The 16,603-nt window shown below is 70.0% G+C and carries 14 protein-coding genes; 5 read left to right on the forward strand and 9 right to left on the reverse strand.

Annotated features, from left to right (window positions below; translation table 11 throughout):
• Window positions 1-106 precede the first annotated feature (106 nt).
• A complete protein-coding gene (locus BBK82_RS14780; RefSeq protein ID WP_065915537.1) occupies window positions 107-1,303 on the forward strand; it encodes a GGDEF domain-containing protein in 1,197 nt (398 codons plus the stop codon).
• On the opposite strand, the gene BBK82_RS14785 is transcribed toward BBK82_RS14780, so the two are convergent.
• A complete protein-coding gene (locus BBK82_RS14785) occupies window positions 1,300-2,451 on the reverse strand; it encodes an AI-2E family transporter (RefSeq protein ID WP_083267961.1) in 1,152 nt (383 codons plus the stop codon). The genes BBK82_RS14780 and BBK82_RS14785 overlap by 4 nt on opposite strands.
• A 79-nt stretch (window positions 2,452-2,530) precedes the next feature.
• Between BBK82_RS14785 and BBK82_RS14790 the strand changes: the two genes are divergently transcribed.
• From BBK82_RS14790 to BBK82_RS14800, 3 genes are all read left to right on the forward strand, one after another.
• Window positions 2,531-4,708, forward strand: coding sequence for a translocation/assembly module TamB domain-containing protein (locus BBK82_RS14790; RefSeq protein WP_065915539.1), 2,178 nt, complete (start codon window positions 2,531-2,533; stop codon window positions 4,706-4,708).
• A gap of 436 nt (window positions 4,709-5,144) precedes the next feature.
• Complete coding sequence (locus BBK82_RS52720; RefSeq protein WP_065915540.1) at window positions 5,145-5,714, forward strand: hypothetical protein; 570 nt, start codon at window positions 5,145-5,147, stop codon at window positions 5,712-5,714.
• Window positions 5,715-5,750: 36 nt separating this feature from the next.
• Complete coding sequence (locus tag BBK82_RS14800) at window positions 5,751-9,026, forward strand: beta strand repeat-containing protein (protein ID WP_154697317.1); 3,276 nt, start codon at window positions 5,751-5,753, stop codon at window positions 9,024-9,026.
• A 197-nt stretch (window positions 9,027-9,223) separates the two neighbouring features.
• Here the strand turns inward: BBK82_RS14800 and BBK82_RS14805 are convergent, their stop codons facing one another.
• The gene (locus BBK82_RS14805) at window positions 9,224-10,075 is read right to left on the reverse strand and encodes an SDR family oxidoreductase (protein WP_065915542.1); all 852 of its coding nucleotides are present in this window, start codon (window positions 10,073-10,075) and stop codon (window positions 9,224-9,226) included.
• A 121-nt stretch (window positions 10,076-10,196) separates the two neighbouring features.
• Between BBK82_RS14805 and BBK82_RS14810 the strand changes: the two genes are divergently transcribed.
• Entirely contained in the window at window positions 10,197-10,793 is a 597-nt protein-coding gene (locus BBK82_RS14810; RefSeq protein ID WP_065915543.1) for a TetR/AcrR family transcriptional regulator, read from the forward strand.
• Window positions 10,794-10,796: 3 nt separating this feature from the next.
• Here BBK82_RS14810 and BBK82_RS14815 read toward each other — a convergent pair whose 3' ends face one another.
• From BBK82_RS14815 to BBK82_RS14845, 7 genes are all read right to left on the reverse strand, one after another.
• On the reverse strand, window positions 10,797-11,267 hold the full coding sequence (locus BBK82_RS14815) for a GNAT family N-acetyltransferase (RefSeq protein ID WP_065915544.1): 471 nt from the start codon (window positions 11,265-11,267) through the stop codon (window positions 10,797-10,799).
• 39 nt (window positions 11,268-11,306) lie between these two features.
• Entirely contained in the window at window positions 11,307-13,334 is a 2,028-nt protein-coding gene (dnaB, locus tag BBK82_RS14820) for a replicative DNA helicase (RefSeq protein WP_065915545.1), read from the reverse strand.
• Window positions 13,335-13,868: 534 nt separating this feature from the next.
• Window positions 13,869-14,327: a 50S ribosomal protein L9 gene (gene rplI, locus BBK82_RS14825; protein ID WP_065915546.1), complete on the reverse strand. Its 459-nt coding sequence runs from the start codon at window positions 14,325-14,327 to the stop codon at window positions 13,869-13,871.
• Between the two features lie 17 nt (window positions 14,328-14,344).
• Window positions 14,345-14,584: a 30S ribosomal protein S18 gene (gene rpsR / locus BBK82_RS14830; protein WP_030465683.1), complete on the reverse strand. Its 240-nt coding sequence runs from the start codon at window positions 14,582-14,584 to the stop codon at window positions 14,345-14,347.
• A gap of 57 nt (window positions 14,585-14,641) precedes the next feature.
• A complete protein-coding gene (locus tag BBK82_RS14835) occupies window positions 14,642-15,148 on the reverse strand; it encodes a single-stranded DNA-binding protein (RefSeq protein ID WP_065915547.1) in 507 nt (168 codons plus the stop codon).
• Between the two features lie 29 nt (window positions 15,149-15,177).
• A complete protein-coding gene (gene rpsF / locus BBK82_RS14840) occupies window positions 15,178-15,552 on the reverse strand; it encodes a 30S ribosomal protein S6 (protein WP_071812859.1) in 375 nt (124 codons plus the stop codon).
• A gap of 101 nt (window positions 15,553-15,653) precedes the next feature.
• Entirely contained in the window at window positions 15,654-16,589 is a 936-nt protein-coding gene (locus BBK82_RS14845) for a hypothetical protein (protein WP_154697318.1), read from the reverse strand.
• Window positions 16,590-16,603 lie beyond the last annotated feature (14 nt).

A 16,603-nucleotide genomic window follows, 5' to 3' on the forward strand; every position in this document is an offset into this window, starting at 1 on the left:
TGTGCTGGCTAACCCCCAGGTGGCCGTCTTCTGCCGAACGGCCGAATGTGCGACGCTCTCCGGGTTCGGGGCAGCGCTCCCGTTGGGCGGGGGAGGGCAAGTACACGTGCGCGACTGGCCGGTGTGGACACTGCGGCGGCGTGCCCTCGGCTACTGGTTGTTGATCGACGGATCAGCTCTCGCGGTCGTGGTCTACGTGATCGTGTCCTCCGACCAGCCCTCACCCTCCGAAATCGCCAGGTTCGCCGCCATCGCGGGCACGGCCGGCGCGGTGATCATCCTCAGCTCCATCTACAGCCACCGCATCGGCGAGACCGAGCGCAACCCGTGGGCCGCGCACCTCTCCTACCTGACCGCCGGCATCGTCACCCTGCCCCCGAACCTGCTGGTGCTGCTGCTCTTCGGCCCCGCCCTGCACTGCCTGCTCACCCAGCGCCCGGAGTCCCACCGCTGGGTGTTCACCCTGAGCGCCACCGCGTTGTCCGTCTTCGCCACCCGCTACCTGCTCGGCTGGGCGAACCCGCACGCCGGCCTGCTGCTGATGGTCTTCGCCGCCACCTTCCTGCTGGTCCTGCGCGCGGCCCTGATCGCGGTGGGCCTGAAGCTCCGCCGCCCCTCCGGCACCTTCGAGGAGACCGTCGGCGAACCCATCGACGCCGTCCTCGGCATCGTCGCGGTCTCCATCGGCGGCCTCATGGGCTGCGTGGCCGAGGCGAACGCCGTCCACGCCCTCATCGCCGGCCCACCACTGGCGCTCCTCGAACGAGCCGCCCAGCTCCCTCAATGGCGCCGCTCCGCCCAGCGCGACGCCAAAACGGGCCTCGCCAACGCCGTCCACTGGGACACCCGCGCCCGCTACGAGCTCACCAAGGCCTCGGCCCGCAAGCGCCCCACGGCCGTGATGCTCCTGGACCTCGACCACTTCAAGAGGGTCAACGACGAGGTGGGCCACCTGGCGGGCGACGCGGCACTGGCCGCCATCTCCCTGCTGCTGCGCGGCACCGTCCGCCGCGGCGACCTGGTGGGCCGCTTCGGCGGGGAGGAGTTCGTCGTCCTGCTGCCCGAAGCCACCCCGGAGGAGGCCGAGTCGGTCGCCGAACGGGTGCGCAAAGCCGTTGCCGCACTGCGGGTCCCGACGATGGGCACCGACGGCAAACCGCACGAGCTGCGCGGGCTGACGGTGAGCATCGGGGTGTCGACGACGCTCCGGTTCGGGTACGAGCTGCCGGACCTGCTGGTTGCGGCCGATGCGGCGCTGCTGGCAGCGAAGGCGTACGGCCGCAACCTGGTCTCGATGGCCTAGAGCTCCTTCTGCCGCTCGCTCCGGTCGTCCTTCGGCGCCGTCTCCTGCGGCTCCAGCACGTCCACCTTCTCCGGCTTCTGCTCCGCGTCCGCATCGGACACCAGCGACCGGATCCCGGAGTTCAGCACCGCCAGCAACGGCACCGCGAGCAGCGCACCGGCGATGCCACCCGCCACCAACCCGGCCGCGATCGCGATGATCACCGCCAGCGGGTGCAGCTTCACCGCGCGCCCAAGCAGGATCGGCTGCAGCACGTGCGACTCCAGCTGCATGACACCGATCAGCACGGCGAGAACGACCAGCGCCGCGATCGGCCCGTTCGTCACCAGCGCGATCAACACCGACACCGCACCCGTGAACACCGCACCGATGATCGGGATGAACGCGCCGAGGAACACCAACGCCGACAACGGCACCACCAAAGGCACCCCGATGATCGCCAGGCCGATGCCGACACCCACGGCGTCCACGACCGCGACCGCCGCCGTGGCGCGCACATAGGAAACGAGCGAGGCGAACCCGCGGCGGCCGGCGACGTCGACGCGGGGGCGGACGTCGCGGGGGAACGCGCGCGTCACGAACTTCCAGATGCCGTCGCCGTCGTGCAGGAAGAAGATCAGCGTGAACAGCGCGAGCAGCAGACCCGTCAGCGCCTCGCCCAGGGTGGCCGCCGTGGTCAGCGCACCGGACGTGATCGCGGTCTGGTTCTCCTTGATCGTGTTCACGAGCTCGTTGATGTAACCCTGCAGCTGCGCGTCGGACAGGTGCGCCGGGCCGTCCTTCAGCCACTGCTGGATCGTGTCGAGCGAGGCCGACACCTGCGTCTGCAGCTCCGGCAGGCCGCGGGAGAACTCGCTGATCACGAATGTCAGCACGCCGCCGAGCACGCCGATGCCGATGATCATCATCACCGTGGTGGCGACGCCGCGCGGGACCCGCCACTCGACGAGCTTCGCCACGCCCGGCGACAGCAGGGCCGCCAGCAGCAGTGCCACTGCGACGGGGATCACGATCGACGCGAGATAGCCCAGCACATACGCGACCACGTACAACGCGGCCACCACAGCGACGAAGCGCCAGCTCAGGGCGGCGCTCACCCTCAGCAGCTTCGGAACGCGACTGCTGATCTCCGACTCCGATGCGCTCACGGGCCTCACGTTAACTGTTCGGACCCTGGCGAACGCGGAACCTGGTAGGGATGATCCGGTTCGTCAGGGGAGGACGAGAGTGATCAAGCCGGAAGACTTGACCGAGGTCGAACGCCAGGTCGCCGGGGCCTATGCGGGCGGCACCGAGATCGACCTGACCGGGCAGAGCGTGCGCGGCGAGGTGCTCACCGGGTTGCTGACCGGCATGTACCGGGTGCCACGCAAGGGATTGCCAGCTCTGCGGTTGCAAAACGCACGTGTCACCGGCAAGTTCGAGCTCGAGGGCACGCGCGTCACGCGGGTCATCGACCTCACGCACTGCACCTTCGAGGAACCGCTCGACCTGCGGATGGCCCGGCTGATCGGGCTGCGGCTGCGCGGCACCCGCGTGCCCGGCATCCAGGGCCGCAACCTGCGGGTGTTCAGCGACCTCGTCCTCGAAGCCGGCTTCACCTGCACCGGCACGGTCGACCTCACAGACGCCGCCGTCGACGGCACGCTCCGGCTCGCCGGCGCGGTGCTGCGCAGCGGCACCGACCACGCGCTGCTCGGTGCGCGGTTGCGGGTCTCCGGCTCCGTGCAGGCCATCGCGTTGCGGGCCAACGGCGAGGTCCGGCTGCGCGGCGCGGCGATCGGCGGCAGCGTCCACCTCGGCGGTGCGCGGCTGATCAACACCGGTCGCGACGCGTTGGAGGCGTCCGGGATCGTGGTGGCGGGCAACGTCTTCTGCAACGCGGAAGGCGGCAGGTTCACCGCGGACGGCCGGGTGCTGCTCGACGGCGCCAAGGTCGGCGGCAACCTCGAGTTCACCGGTGCCCGGCTGCACTCCACCCACCGCGTCGACCACCAGGTGCTGGTCCTGCCGCACGGACTCGCCGACGAGGCAGCGACGCTCGTGGCCGACCGCATCCGGGTCGAGGGCAACGTCGAGCTCGACGACGGGTTCACCAGCACCGGCACGGTCCGGCTGCCGAACGCGAGCATCGGCGGGTACCTGCGGCTGTCCGGCGCGGTGATCGGCCCGCGCGACGTCGCGGAGGAGCTGGCCGGTGACATCACCAACCGCATCCCCGTCGCCATCCACGCCGACGGCATGCAGGTCCGCGGCGACGTCGAGGCCCGCAGCGCGGTCAACGGCGCCGGTCTGCGCTCGCTCGCGTTGCAGACCTACGGCCAGGTCCGGCTGGCGAACGCGCAGATCCAGGGCAGCGCCAGCATGTCCGGCGTCTCCCTGCACGGGCCCGGCATCGACGTCCTGTTCGCCGACCGGCTGCAGATCGGCGGCACGCTGTTCCTGCGCGAGCTCAAGGCCAAGGGCTCGATCCGGCTGCAGAACGCGAACATCGGTTCCACGCTCGACTGCTCCGGCGCGTCGCTGACGTTGCCGCGGCTGCGTCCGAACGGCACGCAGAAACCGTCGCTCGACGCCCGTGCCATCACGATCGGCAAGGACCTGTTGTGCAGCCGCGGGTTCACCGCGGTCGGCGGCGTGCGGATCCGGCTGGGCGAGGTCGGCAAGATGGCCACGTTCAGCGACTCGCACCTCGGCTCGACCTCCGCCGACATCGCGCTCAACGCCTACGGGCTCACCGTCCACCAGTTCCGCCTGCACATCCCGGAGGGCCAGCAGCCCAAGGGCAAGGTCGTGCTGAGCCGCCTGCAGGCGATCTCGGTGACAGACGGGCCGGGGCTGTGGGACGCCGAGGGTGGCGTGGCCGTGGACGACTTCACGTTCGAGGGCATCACCGCCGACCCGGACGTGCCGGTGGAGACCCGGCTCAAGTGGTTGCTCAAGGTGCAGCCGGACTTCGCGCCGGGACCGTACGAGCAGCTCGCCGCCGTCTACCAGCAGGGCGGTGAGGAGGAACTCGCCCAGCGGGTGCAGCTGGAGAAGCAACGCCGGCGCTACTCCGAGCTCGGCAAGGCGGGCCGGGTCTGGGGCGCGGTGCAGCGGTGGACGGTCGGGTACGGCTACCGGCCGTGGCTCGCGATCTGCTGGCTCGGGGTGTTCTGGCTGGGCGGCGCGCTGTGGTTCAACTGGCATCCCATGGCCAAGCTCAACGACGACGAGGCCCCGGTGTGGAACGCCTGGCTGCTCGCCCTCGACCTGCTGATCCCGATCATCGACTTCGGCCACGACGGGAAGTGGCAGTTCACGGGCGCGTCGCAATGGATCTCCGCGACGCTCGTCGCCGTGGGCTGGGTGCTCGCCTCGACCGCCGCGGCCGGTGCGGCACGTGTGCTGAAGCGGTTGTGATCCCGGCGGGCGTTCACACGATGTAGTTAACCGAGTGCTCTCGGCGTGCAATCGGGGTGCCGCGACTGGCATTGTCGGCCCCGTCGACTTGATCAGGAAGATCGTCGGCGATTCCCCCGAGCGTCACCGAGTAGCGAGGTTCCCGCGTTGTCCTCTGCCGATCTGCGAGCGAAGACGGGAGCGAACGGCATCCGCCGGTTCGCCACCCGAGCGCTGCTCGCCGTCGGTGGGGCTGTCGCGGGCACGGCCGTCGCTTGGATGCTCTCGACGACCGCGGCACACGCGGCCGACGACGCCCAGCAGCAGATCGACGTGGTGACCAAGATCGCCACTGTCGACCAGAAGCTGCCGGTCGTCGTCCCCGCGGCCAAGGCCGTCCACAAGATCGACGAAACGTTGCGCCGAGCACGCCAAGGCGCGTGCCGCACTGCCGCAGATGCAGGTCCAGCAGACGGTCGAGAAGATCGCCGAGCGGGTCCTGCCCCGTGCCACGTTCGTCGTCACGCCCACCACCCCCGCGACCTCGCGGGCGATGGACGTGACGTACGTGCCACCGGTGGTCACCCCAGAGGCCGGACAGTCGCCGGTCGCGAAGGTGTTGTCGAAGCTCACCGGTCCCTCCGGTGTTACCTGGACGAAGCTGCTGGAGACGCGCCACCTCGTGGTGCCGTCCGAGCAGCACCCGTCCTTGCCCGCCGACCCGTCTCCCAAGCTGCCTGTGCCGGCCCCCGCGCCGGTCCAGTGCACGTGCGGTTCCGACGGTTCTGGTGCGGCCGGCAGCCACAAAGCTGCCTTTGCTGCGTCCGGCGATGTTCACGGCACCTCGGTGGAGCGCGCTCTCGCGCCGTCCACCGACGAGGTGACCGTGAAGCCGGGCAAGCAGCCTCCACCCCCGGCTGTCCGGAAGTCGACCGTCGCGCTTTTTTCATGCGCTCCTTCCGGTCGGCTCCGCGTGCACTCCCCCGGTGATGACGCGACCCCACGCGTTCCGGCCCCACCCCCGTGAACCCCCCTGACAACAGGGGCTTTGGAAGGAGATCAAATGCAGACCTGGGCAAAGCGCGGAATCCAGTCCGCGTTTGTCACTGGTGGTTTGCTGATGCTCGGTACGGGCATCGCTTCTGCCCAGGAGAACGTCAACCCGGATGCAGCTCCTCCGGTCGTTGACGCCGGTGCGTCGGTTCCCATCAAGATCGACCAGAACAACCTGGCCAACCCCGCCAGGAACGTCAGCGCACCGACGGTCGACCGCACGATCAGCACGGACCGCGTCACCAGCGCGGTGCCGACCAAGACGGCCGCTCCGGTCGCCAACCCGCTGTTCCGCTCGATGAGCGGCCGGTTGCAGGACACCGCCACGTCGAACGCCCGCGGCAACACGCTCCAGGCGCACGCCGACGTGCCGGTCAACGTCTGCGGCAACCAGATCTCCGCGCTCGCCGACGGCTCGACGACCGCCGACTGCGAGCAGGACCTCAGCCGCGACGGCAGCGTCAAGACGACCGGCGAGCGCCAGGCGATCGCCGGCAACGTCGTCGCCGTCAACCACGTCCTGCCCGCGCAGGTCACCGGCAACTCGATCGCCGCGGGCGGCAACGCCGCCAACGACACGACCGCCCGGCAGAGCAGCACCACCGGCGGCCACATCATCACCAACGGCGACAAGGGTTCCCTCTCGGGCAACATCCTCGCCGAGCAGGGTGCGACCCCGGTCCAGGTGACCGGCAACGCCGTGGGTGCGGGCGGCATCGCCGAGTCCCGCTCCACCGCCGACACGGTCGCGAAGTCCAACGGCCTGCTGCAGACGAGCGGCAAGGACAGCACGCTGTCCGGCAACGCGGGCCAGGTCCCGCTGGCCCCGCTGGTCGAGGTGAACGGCAACTCGGCAGCCGGTGCGGGCAACGCCGCCAACGACTCGACCCAGACCGGCAGCGCGTCCGCGGGCGACCGGGTGTGGACGAACGGTGACCCGGCCACGCTGGCCGGCAACGTCGCCAAGACGCCGCTCGCCGGCCCGATCGCGGTCGACGACAACGCCGCCGCCGCGGCCGGCAACTCCTACGCGGTCAGCAACACGGTCAACGAGTCGTACGCCGGTGGCAACACCAACACCGCGGGCAACGGCTCCTCGGCGTCGGGCAACATCGCCGACACCCCGATCGCGCTGCCGGTCGGCGTCGGTGGCAACGCCGCGTCGCTCGTCGGCAACTCGGGCGCCGAGCACACCAACAGCTCCAACACGGGCGCGGGCGGCAACAACTGGACCAAGGGCCACGACTCGGTCCTGTCCGGCAACATCGCGAACGTCCCGCCGGCCACGGCCGTGGACGTGTGCGGCAACGGTGCCTCCGGCGCCGGCCAGTCCGTCGGCACCTGCGTCAACGAGGTCAACTCGGACACCGGTGGCTACCAGGGCACGACCGGTGACAACTCGGTCATCTCCGGCAACGTGGCGCAGACCCCGCTCGCCGCGCCCGCCGAGCTCTACGGTGCGGCCGCGACCGCCGGTGGCCAGGCCACCGGTTCCGCGGACGAGGTCAAGGACATCCGCTCGAGCGGCCAGCCGAACACCGTGGACGACCGCGGCACCGTCTCGTCGAACATCATCACCGCGCCGACCGCCGCGGCCGCCCAGGTCTTCGGCGACACGGCCGGCGTGGTCGGCAACACCACGTCGACCAGCTCGAACGACACCACGGTCACCGCGGGCGACGACCCGAAGGCGACCGGCCGCAAGTCCTCGGTCTCCGGCAACATCGTCCAGGTCCCGACCTCGACGCCGGCCCAGGTCTTCGGCGACGGCGTCACCCTCGTCGGCAACAACGAGGCGCACGCCGACAACGCGACCGACATGCAGGCCGGTGGCGACGCCACGACCGACGGCAAGCAGAGCTCCATCGGCGGCAACGTCATCTCGGCGCCGGTCGCGTCCGCCACCCAGGTCATGGGCTGGTCGGTCGGCGGCGGCAGCAACGTCAACTCGACCGCCACCAACGACCTCGACTCGGACGCGGGCGGCGACGTCCAGAGCACCGGCGAGCGCGGCTCCATCGCGGGCAACCTGATCGGCGCGCAGGCCACGCCGTTCGTGCCGGTCCCCGGCAACACGGTCTCGGCAGCCGGTCTCACCACCTCGGACGCCGACACCACCACGGACGTCCAGGCCGGCGACGACTCGCAGACCTCCGGCAAGGACGGCTCGGTCTCCGGCAACCTGCTCCACGTGCCGGCCAACGCCGCCGCCCAGCCCTACGCGGACGCCGTCGCGGTCGCGGGCTCGGCCTCGACCTGGACCGAGAAGGCCTCGGACACGCAGGCCGGCGGCGACATGGACACCGAGGGCGTCGGCCCCCTGGCCGGCCGCGAGATGACCGTCCCCGCGGAGGCCGCAGCCAGCGTCCGCCGCATCCCCGTCGAGCTGGTCGGCCAGGCCTTCACCGGCGGCACCAGCGACGACACCCAGCTCACCGGCGAGGACGAGGGCACCCTGCGTGCCAGCCAGCTCAAGGGCATCCAGCTCCCCAAGGGCATCGACAAGCTGATGGGCGCCACCGAGGTCCCGGGGTTCCAGGGCGTGCCGTCCTTCCGCAACCTGCCGATCAACGGCCTGCCCTCGATCGGCGGCCTCACCGGTCTGGCCGGTCAGCTGCCCATCGGCAAGCTCCCCGTCGGCCAGCTGCCGGTCGGTCAGCTCCCCATCGGCAAGCTCCCCGCGGGTCAGCTGCCGGTGAACAAGCTGTCGCCCAGCAAGCTGCCGGTCGGCCAGCTGCCCGTGGGCCAGCTGCCCCTGGGCAAGCTCCCCGTGGGCAAGCTGCCCGTTGACAAGCTGCCCCTCGACAGGCTGCCCGTTGACAAGCTGCCCGTCGGCAAGCTGCCGGTCACCAAGCTCCCGGCCGCCAGCCTCCCGGTCGGCAAGTCCCAGGCCGCCAAGCTCGCGCACGAGCGCACCGAGCTGCCCCTGGGCCAGAACGGCGTCGCGAACGTGGCCCCGAACATCCAGGGCCTCCCGGTCAACCAGGTGCTGGAGGCCGCCAAGAAGCTGGTCCCCGGCGGCGCCACCCAGCGTTCGATGCCGTCCCTGCCGGTGACCGCCCCGGCCCTGCCGGCGCTCCCCGTGCCGCTGCCGATCCCGACCGAGCGTTCGCTGCCGGCCCTGCCGGTCAACAGCCCGGCCAACGTGTCCGGTCTGAACCTCAACCCGACGTCGGGGTTGGTTCCGGCTGGCGAGCGGTCGCTGCCGAGCGTGCCGGTCGACGCTCCGGCGATGTCGATGCTGGAGTCGGGCAACGTGTTCGACCGTGTGACGGGCACGCTGTAAGGGTCGTATGACCCCGTAAGATCTGGCCTGGACAGTTCAGGTTGTAACACCCTCCTCCGGTAAGAAGCTGAGCCCCGATGACACGACGGTGTCATCGGGGCTCAGTGCTGTGTGGGCCCGCCCTTGGGGGCGTGCTGTTCCTCCCGAGGAAGGCTGGCCAGGTACGAAGGCTTCACAACTTCTCGCCTGCGGCTCGATCACAAGCTGTTGTCAGGGTTGGGGATGGCCTTTTCGGCGGCTCGGCTGGTCTGTTCCCAGGAGCGCCACGTGTCCATGCGGCTTTGGGAGATGTGGAACGCCAGGTCGTAGACCATGCTGCCGAGCAGCAGGCGCAGGGGTGGGTTGTCGCTGGCCACGAGGGTCATCACCGCTTCGGCGGCGAGGTGGGGGGCGCTGTCGATCGAGCCCTCTGCCCACTGCTTCTCCAGTTCTGCGCGGAGGTCGTCGTAGGCCGAGGTGGGGGTGGTGGCGGTGCTGCTCGTGTAGAGGTCGGTCCAGTAGCCGCCGGGCTGGACGATGGTGACCTTCACGCCGAACTGGGCTGCTTCGGCGGCGAGGGCTTCGCTCATGCCTTCGAGGGCGAACTTGCTGGCGCTGTAGAGGCCGGTGCTCGGGAAGCCGCTGAGGGCGCCGATGCTGGAGATCTGCAGGATGTGGCCGCTGCCCTGCGTGCGCAGGTGTGGGAGGACTGCCTGGCTGACCCAGAGGGCGCCGAAGAAGTTCACGTCCAGCTGGGTGCGGGCCTGGGCTTCGGTGAACTCCTCGACCATGCCGGCGAACAGCGTGCCGGCGTTGTTCACGACGACGTCGAGCTTGCCGAAGTGGGTGGCTGCCTGGTTGACGACGGTGAAGACGGCTTCGCGGTCGGTGACGTCGAGGGGCAGCGTCAGCAGGTGGTCGGGGTGCTGGGCGACGAGTGGGGCGAGCGGTGAGATGTCGCGGGCGGTGCCGATGACTCGGTCGCCGGCGGCGAGGGCGGCTTCGGTGAAAGCGCGGCCGAGGCCGCGGCTGGCTCCGGTGATGAACCAGACGCGGGGTGAGGCGGTCATGTGGTGGGTCCCTTCGCTGTAACGAGACGGTACGTCTCGTCTTGTTATGGCGAAAGTGTGCATCAGGGTGCGCGGGGTGTCAAGACGGACCGTCTCGTCTCATGGTTGCTAGAGTGGTGCGGTGTCCACGAAGGTCGCGCCCGATCCCAGCCGCCGCAGCGAGACCGCGCGGCGGGCCATCCTCGCTGCCGCGTTGGAGCTGGTCGGGGAGGTGGGGTACGCGAAGCTGAGCATCGAGGGGATTGCGCAGGCCGCGGGGGTCGGCAAGCAGACGATCTACCGGTGGTGGCCGTCGAAGGGCTCGTTGTTGTTCGACGCCTTCTTGGCGATGGCCGGTGAGGGTGAGGCGGCGGCGCTGCCTGACACCGGTGACCTGGCGGCCGACCTCAAGCTGGTGTTGCGGGCGACGGTGGACGAGCTGAACGACCCGCGTTTCGACCAGGCCATGCGGGCCATGCACACCGAGATCGTGCACGACCCGGCGTTGGCGGCCGACTACGCGCAACGGCTCGACGGGCCGATGCGGGAGCTCAAGAAGGAACGGTTGCGTGCCGCCCAGCTGGCCGGGCAGCTGGCGGGGGACGTTGACCTCGAGGTGGCCGTCGACATGGTGTTCGGGCCGGTGCTCAACCGGTGGTTGCACCGCACGGGGCCGTTGACCGGCGATTATGCCGAGCAGGTCGTGGACACCGCGCTGCGCGGGCTGATGCCCCGCTGACCGCTACGAGATCGGCTTGCTGAGCAGGGTTCCGCGTGGGGTGAAGCCGCGGGCCGAGTAGAACGAGACGGCCTCGGCGTTCGTGGCGAAGATTCCGGCGAAGAGGGTTGTGACGCCGTGAGCAGCGGCGACCTGTTCGGCGGCGGTGACCAGTGCTGCGCCGACGCCCTGGCCGCGGTGCGTGTCGAGGACGACGGTGTGGATGTCGGCGCCGGTGCGCGGCACCAGGATCTGGTGACTGGGCGCGGGCGGCAGCAGGACGACCTCGGCCATGCCGGCCACCGCGCCGTCGACCTCGGCGACCGTGATCAGCAACGAGTCGAGCGTCGCCTCGAAGTAGCGGCGCACGGCCTCGGGGTCCGGGATGCGGAACACCTCCGGGTCGAGCGCGGCGTGCTTCTCGGCGTTGGCCAGGCGCAGCGCGACCAACGTGGGTACGTCGGCGAGGGTTGCGGCGCGGCAGGTGATGGGCATCGGCGGCCTGACTACGAGCGGTAGGTGGTCATGGTCGCGTTACTGCTGGGCCAGGTCGGCGAACCGGCTGTAGTGCAGCTGGTGCGCGACGGTGATCGTGGCGGTGGGGCCGGCACGGTGCTTGGCGATGATCAGGTCGGCCTCGCCGGCGCGCGGGTCGTCGCGTTCCCAGGCGTCCGGGCGGTTGATCAGGATGACCATGTCCGCGTCCTGCTCCAGGGAGCCGGACTCACGGAGGTCGGACAGCATCGGGCGCTTGTCGGTGCGTTGCTCGGGACCGCGGTTCAGCTGGGAGATCGCGATGACCGGGACCTCGAGCTCCTTGGCGATCAGCTTCAGTGATCGGGAGAACTCGGAGACTTCCTGCTGGCGGGACTCGGTGCGCTTGCCGGAGCTCATCAGCTGGAGGTAGTCGACGACCACCAGCTTGAGGTCGTGCCGCTGCTTGAGCCGGCGGGCCTTGGCGCGGATCTCCATCATCGTCAGGTTCGGGCTGTCGTCGACGAACAGCGGCGCCTCGCTGATCTCGCTCATCCTGCGGGCGAGGCGGGTCCAGTCGTCGTCGCTCATCTTGCCACCGCGCATGTCGCCGAGGCGGATGCGCGCCTCCGCGGAGAGCATGCGCATGACGATCTCGGTCTTGCTCATTTCGAGGCTGAAGATCGCGCTGGCCATGCCGTGCTTCACCGAGCACGACCGCGCGAAGTCGAGGCCCAGCGTCGAGTTGTGCGTGGGGATCATCGTCTCGCCGGCCAGGTACAGGTGGTCGTGGTTGTCGACCTCCACGCACCGCACCGGCACGGACGGGACTGGCCGCACCGCCACGATCTCCACCCGGTCGTGCTCGCCGAGGCTCGCGACCAGCTCGGCCACGTCCCGGCGCAGGCGGGCGAACCGGCCGTCGACCTGCAGCGCGGCCAGCAGTTCTGCCCGCTGCGCGCGGGAGGCGCGCAGGTAGGCGGCCGGCACGTGCGGCTCGTCGGCCAGGCCGAGCTCCTTGGCCACCCGCAGCTCGTCGTCGGTCAGCTCCAGCTCGCCCAGACCGGACAGGAACTGGCCGAGCGCGGTCGGCGTCAGCGGCAACGAGGCCGCCGGCAGCTCCCACGCGGCCGACATGCGGATGAACACGCGGCACTCGCCGACGCGGTGGAACAGCTGCTGCGTCGTGCGGATCGCCCAGAACCCGCCGGTCTCGCTGCACGACTCGGTGAGCCACTGGTGCTCGGCGTCGGCGACGATCACCGTGCCGTCGGAGAACTCGACCTCGAAGCACGGCCTGCCGGTCATGACCTCGGTCGCGGCGACCACGCGGGTCGGGCGGCCGTCGGCGCCCAGCAGGAACGAGCCGGCGGAGACCTCGCCCATCGTCGTCCAGCCGTCCGGCGTGGGCAGCGGGGTGTCGAGCGCGAGCGCCTTGCCGACACCCGGACGGGCGGCGACGATGATCATCTGGCCGGGGTGCAGGCCGTTCGTCAGGTCGTCGAGGTCGGCGAAGCCGGTCGGGATGCCGAGCGACTGGCCACCGCGCGAGGCGATCGCGTCGATCTCGTCCATCGTCGGCTGGAGCAGGTCCTCCAGCACCGAGTAGTCCTCGGTCGTGCGGCGGTCGGTGACCTCGTAGATCGCCGACTGCGCGCGGTCGACCACCTCGTCGACGTCGGCGCCCTCGGCACCGTTGTACCCGAGCTGCACGATGCGCGTGCCCGCCTCGACCAGCCGGCGCAGCACCGCCTTCTCCGCCACGATCTCGGCGTAGTACCCGGCGTTCGCCGCCGTCGGCACCGTCGCGATCAACGTGTGCAGGTACGGCGCGCCACCCACGCGCAGCAGCTCGCCGCGGCGCTCCAGCTCGGCGGAGATCGTGATCGGGTCGGCGGGCTCACCGCGGCCGTAGAGGTCGAGGATGCAGTCGTAGATCGCCTGGTGGGCCGGGCGGTAGAAGTCGTTCGGCGCGAGCGCCTCGATCACGTCCGCGATCGCGTCCTTGGACAGCAGCATGCCGCCCAGCACCGACTGTTCAGCGGCGAGGTCCTGCGGCGGCTGACGTTCGAAACTCGGCTCCGCCATACCCCGGTCGTCGACCAACGCCACTGCTGAATCACCCCTGCGAAGATGTCGAGAGCCGGTGCCTGTCACCTAGTTGTACCGCGTGGCACCGACAATTCCGGGCGGCCACGCTGTGCGATGGCATCCCCCGAGCTGCGACGCTAGAGGGACCCGTCCGGAGCAAGCAAACCGGTGTGTGGATCGCCCTGTGGACAACTGGGGGACAACCTGTGGATGGTTGCTCACAGGGGCGGAGACGCTGGGGACAACCTGTTGACAACCGGTGGAGTGACAGAAGTAACTCCAGCTCAGGGGCTGTGTACAACTTGTGGAAAAAGTTGTGCGCCACAGCCTCGGCGTGTCGCGAAAAACGCATTCTTCGGCGTGTCGCGGGGTTGCCGAACGGGTGGGTTATCCACAGGAAGTGGACAGAAACGCACTCGTCCGAACGAGCGAAAGCGCCACCCACCCGGAGCATTCCGGGGGGTGGCGCTTCTGCAAACGATCACACGTGGACCTACCCAACGGGTCGTCCTCGAGCTTCGTCGAGCGGTCTTACTCGGCCGCGGTGACGACGAGCGGCAGCGCGACGGTGACCTCGGGGTGGAGGCGAACCGTCACCGAGTGCTTGCCGGTGGTCTTGATGTGACCCGGCAGCTCGATGGCGCGCTTGTCCAGGGTGAGGCCACCCGCGGACTTCTTGACCGCCGCCGCCACGTCGGCGGTGGTGATCGAGCCGAACAGCTTGGTGGAGCCGGCCGCAGCCTTCGCGGTCAGCGTCACGCCGCCGAGGCCCTCGAGCTTGGCCTTGATCTCCTTGGCGTGGTCCAGGTCGCGCACGCGCCGGGTGTCCTGCGCGCGGGTGATGACCTGGATCTGCTTCTGCGCACCGCGGGTCGCGACGATCGCGAGACCGCGCGGGAGCAGGTAGTTGCGGCCGTAGCCGTCCTTGACCTCGACGACGTCGCCGGGAGCGCCGAGGCCGGAAACGTCAGCGGTGAGGATGAGCTTCATCGCGGTGTCCCCTTTCCTTAGCGAGCGGTCGAGGTGTAGGGCAGCAGCGCCATCTCACGGGCGTTCTTCACGGCAACAGCGACGTCGCGCTGGTGCTGTGAGCAGTTGCCGGTGACGCGGCGGGCACGGATCTTGCCGCGGTCGGAGATGAACTTCCGAAGCAGCGTCGTGTCCTTGTAGTCGATCAGGTTCGCGCTCTTGTCCTTGCAGAAGGCACAGACCTTCTTCTTGGGCTTGCGCACAGGCGGCTTGGCCATGTGTCTCTAACTCCTGGAATACGCAGTGATCAGGTTCTGGATGACCGGTGCAGCGGTCTAGAAGGGGGGCTCGTCGGCGAAACCACCCGAGCCGGCCGGCGGGGCGGAACCCCACGGGTCGTCTGCGGGCGCGCCACCGCCGCCACGAGACTGCTGACCGCCGCCGCCGCCGAAGCCGCCGCCACCGCCGCCGTCTCCACGGCTGACCTTGTTGACCTTCGCGGTCGCGTAGCGCAGCGAGGGGCCGATCTCGTCGACCTCCAGCTCCACGACAGTGCGCTTCTCGCCTTCCTTCGTCTCGAAGGAACGCTGGCGCAACCGTCCGGAGACGAGCACTCGCGAACCGCGGGTGAGCGACTCGGCCACGTTCTCGGCGACCTGCCGCCACACGTTGCACCGCAGGAACAGCGCTTCGCCGTCCTTCCACTCGCCGGACTGGCGGTCGAAGGTGCGGGGCGTGGAGGCGACCGTGAAGGACGCCACCGCGGCACCGCTCTGGGTGAAGCGGAGTTCCGGGTCGGCGGTCAGGTTCCCGACCACCGTGATCGTCGTCTCGCCAGCCATGTCTTGGGAGCTCCCCTAATCGAGGTTCGTCAGGCCCTGGCGGCGGCCCTGGCCGCCGACTTGGCCGACTTGGCGTCCGCCTTCGCCGCAGCCTTGGCGGCCAACTTGGCAGCCTTGGCGGGCTCGCGGCGCAGGACCTTCGTCCGGAGCACCGTCTCCTGCAGACCGAGCTGGCGGTCCAGTTCCTTCACCGCTTCGGGAGTCGAGGTCAGGTCGAGCACCGCGTAGATGCCTTCGGCGCTCTTGTTGATCTCGAAGCTCAACCGGCGCTTGCCCCACACCTCGACCTTCTCAACGTTGCCGCCCGTGGTGCGGATGACGTTGAGGAACGTGTCGAGAGACGGCGCAACCGTGCGCTCGTCGAGACTGGGGTCGAGGATGACCATCACTTCGTAATGACGCATGAGGACCACTCACCTCCTGTGGACTCGCGGCCACGGGCTTTCCGTGGCAGGAGGGTCGTCGCGTCAGCAACTGAAGAAGGTTAACAGAGCGCGTCCGGCGACTACGCAGGGGTGCGGCGGAGCACCCAGGTCCGCACCAGCGCACCCGTCACGCAGGCCAGCAGCAGCACCGCGACCAGCACCGGGAGACCGACCCCGCCGGGGCCGGACGTCCTGGGCAGCGCGGTGGCGCGGCCCGCGGTCTGCACCGACTCGTCCAGGCCGTTGCCGCTGGACGCGCGCGGCACCTGTGAGCCGTAGCGCACGCCGGGCGACGGCGAGTAGAGGCCGGGCATCGCGAACGGCAGTGAGCCGTAGCTGAACAGCGGCACGCGGCCGAAGTTCGTGCCGAGCGAGTACAGCGGGAAGTCGCGCCCGATCGGGGTGCCCGCGGGCGAGCCGGGGGTCGCACCGGGGTTCGTGCCCGGCTGCGTCCCCGGCGGGGTGCCGGGCTGCGGCTGGGGCTGCTGACCAGGCGGTTTCGGCTGGCCGGGCAGCTGGGGCGTGAGCTTCTGCGAGTTGTCGGCGACGGCCTTGCTGCCGTCCTGGACCGGCGCGGCGACCTGGTTGACGCCGGTCACGACCACCTTGCAGCCGAGGGACAGGGTCTCGCGCACGGTCTTGTCGAGCGTGCCGAGGATCGGCCCGAGCAGCGGGATCTTGTGCACCTCGACCATCACCGCGTTCGCGATGGTCGCGCCGCTGATGGTCGTCGTGCCGAGCTGCACCGCACCGATCGGGATGGGCTTGGCCTGCGCGAACGCGTCCTTGAACGGCTGCGCGAGCGGCGGCCCGAGCACGGGCACGGCCCGCACCAGGTCGGTGATCGGCTGGGTGACCGCGGCCGGGCTCAGCGAAACGGGCTGACCAGGCGTTCCCTGCACCGATGTCGCGCAGCTGCCCACCACGATGGGCTCTGCCGCCGCGGCCGGAACCAGGCCCACCGAAGCGGAGGCCAGCGCCAGCAGCGTCGCGGCGGTGACGCTCAGCAGTCGCATGCGCACCCCTGTCT

This window comes from Lentzea guizhouensis (genome assembly GCF_001701025.1).
Lineage (GTDB): Bacteria > Actinomycetota > Actinomycetes > Mycobacteriales > Pseudonocardiaceae > Lentzea > Lentzea guizhouensis.

Excerpts from the sequence above, each read along its gene's own strand:
- BBK82_RS52720 (WP_065915540.1), top strand. The coding sequence starts at position 5,145 with ATGCAGGTCCAGCAGACGGTCGAGAAGATCGCCGAGCGGGTCCTGCCC.
- BBK82_RS14800 (WP_154697317.1), top strand. The coding sequence starts at position 5,751 with ATGCAGACCTGGGCAAAGCGCGGAATCCAGTCCGCGTTTGTCACTGGT.
- BBK82_RS14805 (WP_065915542.1), bottom strand. The coding sequence starts at position 10,075 with ATGACCGCCTCACCCCGCGTCTGGTTCATCACCGGAGCCAGCCGCGGC.
- BBK82_RS14815 (WP_065915544.1), bottom strand. The coding sequence starts at position 11,267 with ATGCCCATCACCTGCCGCGCCGCAACCCTCGCCGACGTACCCACGTTG.
- dnaB (WP_065915545.1), bottom strand. The coding sequence starts at position 13,334 with ATGGCGGAGCCGAGTTTCGAACGTCAGCCGCCGCAGGACCTCGCCGCT.
- rplI (WP_065915546.1), bottom strand. The coding sequence starts at position 14,327 with ATGAAGCTCATCCTCACCGCTGACGTTTCCGGCCTCGGCGCTCCCGGC.
- rpsR (WP_030465683.1), bottom strand. The coding sequence starts at position 14,584 with ATGGCCAAGCCGCCTGTGCGCAAGCCCAAGAAGAAGGTCTGTGCCTTC.
- BBK82_RS14835 (WP_065915547.1), bottom strand. The coding sequence starts at position 15,148 with ATGGCTGGCGAGACGACGATCACGGTGGTCGGGAACCTGACCGCCGAC.
- rpsF (WP_071812859.1), bottom strand. The coding sequence starts at position 15,552 with ATGCGTCATTACGAAGTGATGGTCATCCTCGACCCCAGTCTCGACGAG.
- BBK82_RS14845 (WP_154697318.1), bottom strand. The coding sequence starts at position 16,589 with ATGCGACTGCTGAGCGTCACCGCCGCGACGCTGCTGGCGCTGGCCTCC.